Here is a 1,022-nt window from a genome sequence, read left to right on the forward strand (position 1 = left end):
ATTCAAGTTGGTGGTGTTCGTTCTGGTCGATGGCTGGGCGATGACGGTCGGCACTCTTTCAGCCAGTTTCGGTTAACAGGAGCCCATAATGACACCTGAATTAACCGTTACTCTATTTTCTGATGCGGTATGGCTCATCATCTTGATGGTGGCCGTACTGGTAGTGCCAGGCCTGATTGTGGGTTTGGGTATTGCGGTATTCCAAGCGGCAACGCAAATCAACGAACAGACATTGAGCTTTTTACCACGTCTGATCGTCACTCTGTTGATGGTGATTTTTGCAGGACACTGGATTCTTCGCAAAATCATGGAGCTGTTTGATTTCTTGTTCCACAACATTCCGGGGATGATTGGCTGATGGCCATCACATTTGCAGACCTCTCCGCAATTCTCGGTCAACTTTGGTGGCCGTTTTTTCGTGTGGGAGCGGTATTTTTATCCATGCCATTTTTTGGTGACGCGTTGATTCCGATTTGGGTTCGCAGCTTATTAGCACTCTCTATCGTGGTCATCACAGCGCCATTAATGCCAACAATGCCTACGGTTGAACTCTTCTCATTAACCTCTTTGTTTCTGGCATTTGAGCAAGCGATTTGGGGTTTGATGTTCGGTCTGATTCTGCACATGCTGTTTAACGTGTTCACCATGCTCGGCCAAACCATTTCTTTGCAGATGGGTTTAGGTATGGCAATGATGAACGACCCTGTGAATGGTCTGTCGGTGGCGATTCTAGGCCGTATCTTTTTGATTTTTTCGACCTTACTCTTTTTGTCACTAGAAGGGCACTTACTGGTGATCGACATCGTTATTCAGAGTTTTGTGGTGTGGCCTGTTGGCTCAGGCATCACGGCCCTATCACTGCAAGGCGTGATCAATGTGTTTGGTTGGATGTTTGCGGCTTCTCTCGCACTTGCGCTGCCCGCCATCGTGTCAATGTTGTTGGCGAACATCAGTTTTGGTGTGATGAACCGCGCCGCACCGTCTCTGAATGTTTATGCGCTAGGTTTTCCGATGACCATGCT

The 1,022-nt window shown here is 47.9% G+C and carries 2 protein-coding genes and 1 pseudogene; all 3 read left to right on the forward strand.

All coding sequences use genetic code 11. From position 1 onward, the window contains the following. A pseudogene (locus R7P72_RS26185) lies at positions 1-76 on the forward strand (flagellar biosynthetic protein FliP); the annotation flags it as partial. Positions 77-88: 12 nt separating this feature from the next. Then, positions 89-358, forward strand: coding sequence for a flagellar biosynthesis protein FliQ (fliQ, locus tag R7P72_RS26190; protein WP_005462792.1), 270 nt, complete (start codon positions 89-91; stop codon positions 356-358). Beyond that, positions 358-1,022: flagellar biosynthetic protein FliR (gene fliR / locus R7P72_RS26195; RefSeq protein WP_318111191.1), on the forward strand; the 665-nt coding region annotated here is incomplete at its 3' end. The genes fliQ and fliR, both read left to right, overlap by 1 nt.

The organism is Vibrio sp. Vb0888 (assembly GCF_033338835.1).
In the GTDB taxonomy this organism is placed as follows: Bacteria; Pseudomonadota; Gammaproteobacteria; order Enterobacterales; family Vibrionaceae; genus Vibrio; species Vibrio alginolyticus.

What these genes read in the sequence shown, in the direction of transcription:
- fliQ (WP_005462792.1), top strand. Translation starts at nt 89, where the DNA reads ATGACACCTGAATTAACCGTTACTCTATTTTCTGATGCGGTATGGCTC.